The organism is Shewanella sp. Sh95 (assembly GCF_001308045.1).
In the GTDB taxonomy this organism is placed as follows: Bacteria; Pseudomonadota; Gammaproteobacteria; order Enterobacterales; family Shewanellaceae; genus Shewanella; species Shewanella xiamenensis.
Genome location: NZ_LGYY01000217.1, coordinates 37,165 through 43,707, shown reverse-complemented (window position 1 = coordinate 43,707; position 6,543 = coordinate 37,165). Strand labels below are relative to the sequence as shown.

Annotated in this window: 7 protein-coding genes; 1 reads left to right on the top strand and 6 read right to left on the bottom strand. The window is 49.7% G+C overall.

Going from position 1 to position 6,543, the window contains the following annotated elements; all coding sequences use genetic code 11:
- The first annotated feature begins 110 nt into the window (after nucleotides 1-110).
- A complete protein-coding gene (locus AEA42_RS16360; RefSeq protein ID WP_055648283.1) occupies nucleotides 111-398 on the top strand; it encodes an ankyrin repeat domain-containing protein in 288 nt (95 codons plus the stop codon).
- Between the two features lie 97 nt (nucleotides 399-495).
- On the opposite strand, the gene nqrF is transcribed toward AEA42_RS16360, so the two are convergent.
- The 6 genes from nqrF to AEA42_RS16330 are packed head-to-tail and all read right to left on the bottom strand — an operon-like array spanning nucleotide 496 to nucleotide 6,386.
- Nucleotides 496-1,713: an NADH:ubiquinone reductase (Na(+)-transporting) subunit F gene (gene nqrF, locus AEA42_RS16355; protein ID WP_011718172.1), complete on the bottom strand. Its 1,218-nt coding sequence runs from the start codon at nucleotides 1,711-1,713 to the stop codon at nucleotides 496-498.
- Between the two features lie 51 nt (nucleotides 1,714-1,764).
- Complete coding sequence (gene nqrE / locus AEA42_RS16350; RefSeq protein ID WP_011621548.1) at nucleotides 1,765-2,373, bottom strand: NADH:ubiquinone reductase (Na(+)-transporting) subunit E; 609 nt, start codon at nucleotides 2,371-2,373, stop codon at nucleotides 1,765-1,767.
- Nucleotides 2,374-2,382: 9 nt separating this feature from the next.
- On the bottom strand, nucleotides 2,383-3,003 hold the full coding sequence (locus AEA42_RS16345; RefSeq protein ID WP_011071186.1) for an NADH:ubiquinone reductase (Na(+)-transporting) subunit D: 621 nt from the start codon (nucleotides 3,001-3,003) through the stop codon (nucleotides 2,383-2,385).
- Nucleotides 3,000-3,794 carry a Na(+)-translocating NADH-quinone reductase subunit C gene (locus AEA42_RS16340; protein ID WP_011621546.1) on the bottom strand — a complete coding sequence of 265 codons (795 nt, stop codon included), beginning with the start codon at nucleotides 3,792-3,794 and terminating at the stop codon, nucleotides 3,000-3,002. The genes AEA42_RS16345 and AEA42_RS16340 overlap by 4 nt, the downstream gene beginning before the upstream one ends.
- Nucleotides 3,784-5,016 carry an NADH:ubiquinone reductase (Na(+)-transporting) subunit B gene (locus tag AEA42_RS16335; RefSeq protein WP_055648282.1) on the bottom strand — a complete coding sequence of 411 codons (1,233 nt, stop codon included), beginning with the start codon at nucleotides 5,014-5,016 and terminating at the stop codon, nucleotides 3,784-3,786. The genes AEA42_RS16340 and AEA42_RS16335 overlap by 11 nt, the downstream gene beginning before the upstream one ends.
- Nucleotides 5,016-6,386: a Na(+)-translocating NADH-quinone reductase subunit A gene (locus AEA42_RS16330; protein ID WP_055648281.1), complete on the bottom strand. Its 1,371-nt coding sequence runs from the start codon at nucleotides 6,384-6,386 to the stop codon at nucleotides 5,016-5,018. The genes AEA42_RS16335 and AEA42_RS16330 overlap by 1 nt, the downstream gene beginning before the upstream one ends.
- Nucleotides 6,387-6,543: the final 157 nt, after the last annotated feature.

The window sequence follows — 6,543 nt, the reverse complement described above, 5'->3', positions numbered from 1 at the left end:
TTGGAGGTACTCAGGCGGCCTGATTATCAAATCACGGAGAAAGAATTGCTGGCGGCCTGGGTATTATTCGCCAATCAGTTGCTCAAATATGGCTATGCTATGGCTGATTTATGAGGGGATCCTTCAGGGTTAAGCGCATTATTGCTAATGGCGCTGATATTCAAGGGGTTGACGAGAATGGGATGACGGCACTGTTGCATGCCTGTGAGCTACAGTCTTTTGAACTGCTCAAACTATTGGTTGATGCGGGTGCCGATGTGAATCATCCAAATGCGCTGGGGTATCGTCCGCTCGATATTGCTTACTGGCAAGGAGAGTTTCGCATGGGATGCTATACCACTGAAAGTCAGCGTATGGTGAGCTATTTAAGCCGCCATGGCGGTAAATCCTTTAGCTAGATATCAAAGCCTAAAACTAAAAGCCCTATAAACAAAAATCGCGTTAGGCTCCGCTGTTCTAGCTGTGCCTAACGCGATTTTCTATTCCACTTACCGCTTAATCACCAAAGTCATCGAGCAGGATATTTTCAGGCTCGACCCCTAAGCTTTCAAGCATACGGATCACCGAGGAGTTCATGATTGGAGGGCCACACATGTAGTACTCGCAATCCTCTGGTGCCTTATGATGTTTAAGGTAATTTTCGTAAATCACATTATGAATAAAGCCGGTGTAACCCGTCCAGTTATCCTCTGGTAACGGCTCCGACAGCGCCACATGCCAAACAAAGTTGTCATTCTCAGCCGCTAATGCATCGAAATCCTGTTGGTAAAACACCTCACGGGTCGAACGGGCACCGTACCAAAAACTCATCTTACGCTTGGTCTTTTTACTCTTTAGCTGATCGAAAATATGTGAGCGCATCGGTGCCATGCCCGCACCACCGCCGATAAATACCATTTCTGCATCGGTATCCTTCACAAAGAACTCACCGAATGGGCCAGAAATAGTCACCTTATCCCCCGCCTTGAGGTTAAAGATGTAAGAAGACATCTTACCCGGTGGCACATTGGCCGATGGTGGCGTGGCAATACGCACGTTAAGCATAATGCGGCCCTTTTCATCGGGATAGTTCGCCATTGAATAGGCGCGCAGCACATCTTCATTAACGGTGGAGACTAAGTCGAACAGACCGTATTTTTCCCAATCGTCGCGGTACTTAGCCGGAATATCAAAATCGGCATACTTCACCACATGGGCTGGCGCTTCAATTTGGATATAGCCACCGGCCTTGAAGTGTACGTCTTCACCTTCGGGCAGTTTTAGCAGTAACTCTTTGATAAAGGTGGCCTTGTTATCGTTTGAGATCACCTCGCATTGCCACTTCTTCACGCCGAAGATTTCTTCTTCTAACTCAAGTTCCATATCGGTTTTCACCGCCACTTGGCAGGCGAGACGACAACCTTCTTTGGCTTCTTTTTTAGTGATATGCCCTTGTTCTGTTGGCAGAATATCACCGCCGCCCGATTTAACTTTCACCCGGCACTGGCCGCAGGTACCGCCGCCACCACAGGCCGAGGGAATAAAAATATTCTTGCTCGCTAAGGCGCCAAGCAGCTTGTCGCCCGCGGCAACTTTAATGCTTTTCTCGGCATCGTCGTTAATCCCGATAGTGATCTCACCGGTAGTCACTAATTTCTTTTTGGCGATAAGGATTACTATCACCAGTAGGCACACCACTAAGGTGAACATGCCTATGCCTATTGCCATTTCCATTCGATAACCCTTTTTCTAAACAGAATGCGGTTTCACTTTCTCTGCCACGCGTTACAGCGAGATCCCCGAGAAAGACATAAAGCCAAGTGCCATCAACCCTGTGGTAATAAAGGTGATACCAATCCCCTGTAAGCCTTCGGGAATCGCATGAAACTTCATCCGCTCACGAAGCCCGGCCAGCATCACAATCGCCAGCGCCCACCCCGTGCCCGACCCCATGGCAAACACCGCCGATTCGGCAAAGTTGTAATCACGGTTAGCCATAAAGATCACCCCAGCAAAAATCGCGCAGTTTACGGTGAGCAGTGGCAGGAAGATCCCGAGGGAGTCATACAGGCTTGGAATGTATTTATCTAAAAACATTTCAAGGATTTGCACTAAGGCCGCAATCACACCGATAAAGGTGATCAGTTGCAGGTAACTTAAGTCGATACCAGGCATGCCCGCCCAAGCCAATGCGCCCGGTGCTAACACCTTCACATAGATCAGTTGGTTTAAAGGCACGGCTAGAGTCATCACCACGATAACCGCCACGCCTAAGCCGAAGGCGGTCGACACCTTTTTAGACACGGCTAAGAAGGTACACATACCGAGGAAGAACGACAGCGCCATGTTGTCTAAGAATGTGGCCTGTAAAAACAGATTAATATAGTGTTCCATATCCGCTCCTTAACCGCGTTTACGCTGGATCACGTTAATGCTCCAGATCAGCAGGCCAATCAGGAAGAAGGCGCTTGGGGGCAACTTAAACATCTCATTGGGTAAGTACCAGCCGCCGTTTTCAACCGTAGTCAACACGCTATGCCCAAACAGATTGCCCGTGCCTAACAACTCACGCACAAAGGCCACACTGATCAGCACCAAGCCATAACCCGCCGCGTTACCCACAGCATCGACCACGGCTAAGTGAGGTGGATACTTCATTGCAAAGGCTTCTGCGCGGCCCATGATGATACAGTTAGTGATGATTAACCCAACGAATACAGAGAGTTGCTTAGAGAGCTCATAAGCCACATCCTGTAACACCATATCGACGATAATCACCAAGGAGGCAATGACCGTCATCTGGGCAATAATCCGCACACTGTTAGGGATAAAGTTGCGAATGGCAGAGATGATAAGGTTTGAGAACACCAGTACGAAGGTCACCGCCAGTGTCATCACCACGGCAGTCTGCATGGAGTTACTCACCGCCAGCGCCGAACATACGCCCAGCACTTGCATTGCCACTGGGTTATTGGCAAATACAGGGCCTGCTAACATGTCCCGCATGGATAAACTGTTGCTCATTTTGCACCTCCCAACTCACCTTGTTCAGCCGATGCTTTTAATTGGTTGAAGAAGGTTTGGAAACCCTCGACGCCAAACCAAAACTCCATTGCACGCTGCACGCCACGGCCGGTCATGGTCGCGCCACTCACAGCATCAACACCGTGGATATCACCCTCTTTGGCGCCGCCTTTCACGAGGCGCATCGCAAACTTGCCTTTTTCATCAAAGAGTTGTTTACCCTTCCACAGGGATAACCAATGTGGGTCAGTCACAAAGTCGCCGATACCTGGGGTTTCACCGTGCTCGTAAACCACCATGCCTTTAATAGTGTTAAAGTCAGGTTCGACGGCCACGTAACCGTAGATCATCGACCACAGCCCTTTACCGTAGAAAGGCACGACCACGCTGGATAACTTGCCGCTGTCATCGAACACCTTAAACACGCGGGCATCGTTGGCGCGGGTCTTGATTTTGGCGATATCCTTTTTAGGGGCGCTTGAGGTTTCTGGGTTAATCGCCGCCATGCGCTCGTCAAAGTCGAGTACATTGGCATCCGAGTCCACTTTGCCTGTGTCGAGATTAATCAATAATGGCTTAACGGATTTAGCAAAAATCTCTCTAAACTCATTGCCTTGGCCAATATTTACATCTGCAGCCATCAACACATAACGTTGTAACTCATCGCGTTTTTTCGCGAGCTTACGCTCTTTCAACACGCCTGCGGTACCAGTAATCATAAAGGAGCACAAAAGGCAGAGCGTGATGGTGAAGATCATGGTCCCCACCACAGTATCTTTCTTAAATACCATGACGTTTTACTCTCCGTTTGATGTTGGCACGGGCCACCAGATAATCGAACAGCGGTGCCCACAGGTTGGCGAACAGGATGGCTAACATCACACCTTCTGGCATTTTGGGGTTAGCCACACGGATAAGGATTGTCATAAAACCAATTAAGGCGCCGTAGGCAAACTTGCCTTGGCGGGTATAAGAGGTCGTCACTGGATCGGTCGCCATAAACATCATCGCGATAGCAAAGCCGCCCGTGACTAAGTGCCATGTCCAAGGCATTGCCATCATCTGGTTAGTGCTTGAACCAATAACATTGAACAAGGTTGCAGTGGCAATCATGCCCAACATCACGCCCACCACGATGCGCCAGTCGGCTAAACGGGTGATAAGCAGCAATAACCCACCGAGCAGCACAGCAAGCGTGCTGGTTTCACCAATCGCGCCTACGGTAAAGCCGAAGAAATTATTCCACCAGTTAGGATCGCTAAAGGCGCTGTACCAAGCGTAATCGGCAAATTGCAGCTTACCGGCTGCGGCTTGCGCTAACGCAGTCGCGCCTGAAAAGCCATCTACAGCAACCAGTTGCTTAACGGTTGATACTTCAGAAGGATAGGCAAAATAGATAAACGCCAAACCAGCTAATGCGGGGTTAAGGAAGTTGTATCCCATGCCACCAAACAGCTCTTTGGCAATCACCACCCCAAAGCTAATCCCCATCACCACCAACCAGAGTGGAATCGAAACAGGTAAAATCAGCGTAAATAACAAGGCAGTGACGAAGAAGCCTTCGTGCAATTCTTGGCGACGCACCTTAGCAAACGCCACTTCCCAGAACAGGCTGGTCAGCAAGGCCGTTAAGTAAATCGGCAAATAAAAACTTAAGCCGTAGAGGAACAGGCCAATCACGCCCGTCTCGACACTTAAACCACCGCTTACGGCGTTAAACAGTGCGAGTTTCCAGGTTTCTGGCGTCGTTAAGCCGCTTGCTAGTGCGAGCTGTGCCTGTAAGCCTACGTTATATAAGCCAAATAAAATGGCGGGTAATAAACAAAGGCCCACTAAGGTCATGGTACGTTTTACGTCAATGGCGTCACGTACGTGTACTTGTCCCTTAGTGCTGCGACCACTGGCGATCACCAATGAGCGCACAAAGCCCTTCATCGATTTACCCGTGGCGTAATACTCTTGCTGCAAATCAGGGGCGTCCTGCAAATCAGGTTTTTTAGGTTGTGTCGTCATTAACCTTCCCTCTCGATAACATCTAGACAGGCACGTAACTCTTTACCGAAGTCATACTTGCCGGGGCACACAAAGGTACACAGGGCTAAATCTTCTTCATCTAACTCCAATGCGCCTAAGGCCTGCGCCTCGTCGGTATCTCGTACCACTAAGTCACGCACTAGCAGAGTGGGTAAAATATCTAATGGCATAACGCGATCGAGCTGACCAAAGGCCATCATGGCGCGGTGAGAGCCGCCTTGATGCGTAGTAAATTCGAAGGACTTGGTCAGGCCAAATAAACGGGAAGTTACCGCACGGGTGATAGAGAACTTGTCCGAACCGCCACGGACCCAAGGCAATACTTGGTGCTGCGCATCTTCGGCGAGCACAGATACTTGGTTGTGGAAGCGACCTAAAAAGTCATGCACGCCCCTCGCGGTATGGCCTGATAACACTGAGCCTGATACCACACGGTTGTTACCAGGTTTAACTTCGTCGGCCACTAAGGCGCTCAGCTCTGCCCCTAACTGAGTGCGCAGTAAACGCGGGTTAAGCACGCTCGGGCCACCCAGCGCCACCACGCGGTCGGTATAGAGTTCACCGGTTTGGAACAGCTTGCCGTAGGCGATAACGTCTTGATAGCCGATATGCCACACCTGACGCTCAATGCTGACGGGTAAGGTAAAGTGAATGTGAGTCCCGGCTAATCCGGCAGGATGTACCCCAGTAAAACGGCGCACTTCAACCTTAGGTAAATCGGCGCCAACTAAGGCTTCGCCTTTGTCTTGGCAGAGGTAAACCTTGCCCTCGGTTAAATGACTCAGTACCGCTAAGCCCGCCTTAAAGGCATCGCGCTGCTCGGCAATAATCAAACGAGGATCGGCGGCGAGTGGATTGGTATCCATTGCCGTGACAAAAATACCTGCGGGTTTGCTATCTAGTGCGGGAACGCGGGAGAAAGGACGGGTACGCAGCGCCGTCCACAGGCCGCTCTTAACCAGTTGCGCTTTAACCACATCCGCAGATAGAGCCTGTAAATCGGTGTGGATATCGAAACGGATCTGCTCATCGGCGTCTAAGCCATTGCAGCGGATCACCACTGATTGCAACACCCGACGTTCACCACGGTGAATCGCAACAATCTCACCACTGGCGGGAGCGGTAAATAGCACGCCCTTTGTTTTTTTATCTTCAAACAAAGGTTGGCCTTTTTTGACCTTATCGCCGACTTCCACCAACATCGTCGGTTTTAAGCCAACATACTCCTCACCCAACAGAGCCACTTGGGATGGCCTGTTACCGGGTTCGATGATCTGCCGAGGCTCACCCGAAATCGGCAAGTCGAGGCCTTTTTTGATCGTTATAACTTGGTTTGAAAAATCTGCCATCACAAATATCAACCATGAAAATTTTTAGATAAATTTAGGGTAGATGTTTGTTAACAGATAATCCGATATTGGCGTCACATTCCGCCGCAATTTCGTAAGTAATATACGTAAATTCGCGCCATTTTGTGACATAGATTCACATCGATTACAGCCTAAA

Excerpts from the sequence above, each read along its gene's own strand:
- AEA42_RS16360 (WP_055648283.1), top strand. The coding sequence starts at position 111 with ATGAGGGGATCCTTCAGGGTTAAGCGCATTATTGCTAATGGCGCTGAT.
- AEA42_RS16335 (WP_055648282.1), bottom strand. The coding sequence starts at position 5,016 with ATGACGACACAACCTAAAAAACCTGATTTGCAGGACGCCCCTGATTTG.
- nqrE (WP_011621548.1), bottom strand. The coding sequence starts at position 2,373 with ATGGAACACTATATTAATCTGTTTTTACAGGCCACATTCTTAGACAAC.
- AEA42_RS16340 (WP_011621546.1), bottom strand. The coding sequence starts at position 3,794 with ATGGTATTTAAGAAAGATACTGTGGTGGGGACCATGATCTTCACCATC.
- AEA42_RS16330 (WP_055648281.1), bottom strand. The coding sequence starts at position 6,386 with ATGGCAGATTTTTCAAACCAAGTTATAACGATCAAAAAAGGCCTCGAC.
- nqrF (WP_011718172.1), bottom strand. The coding sequence starts at position 1,713 with ATGGAAATGGCAATAGGCATAGGCATGTTCACCTTAGTGGTGTGCCTA.
- AEA42_RS16345 (WP_011071186.1), bottom strand. The coding sequence starts at position 3,003 with ATGAGCAACAGTTTATCCATGCGGGACATGTTAGCAGGCCCTGTATTT.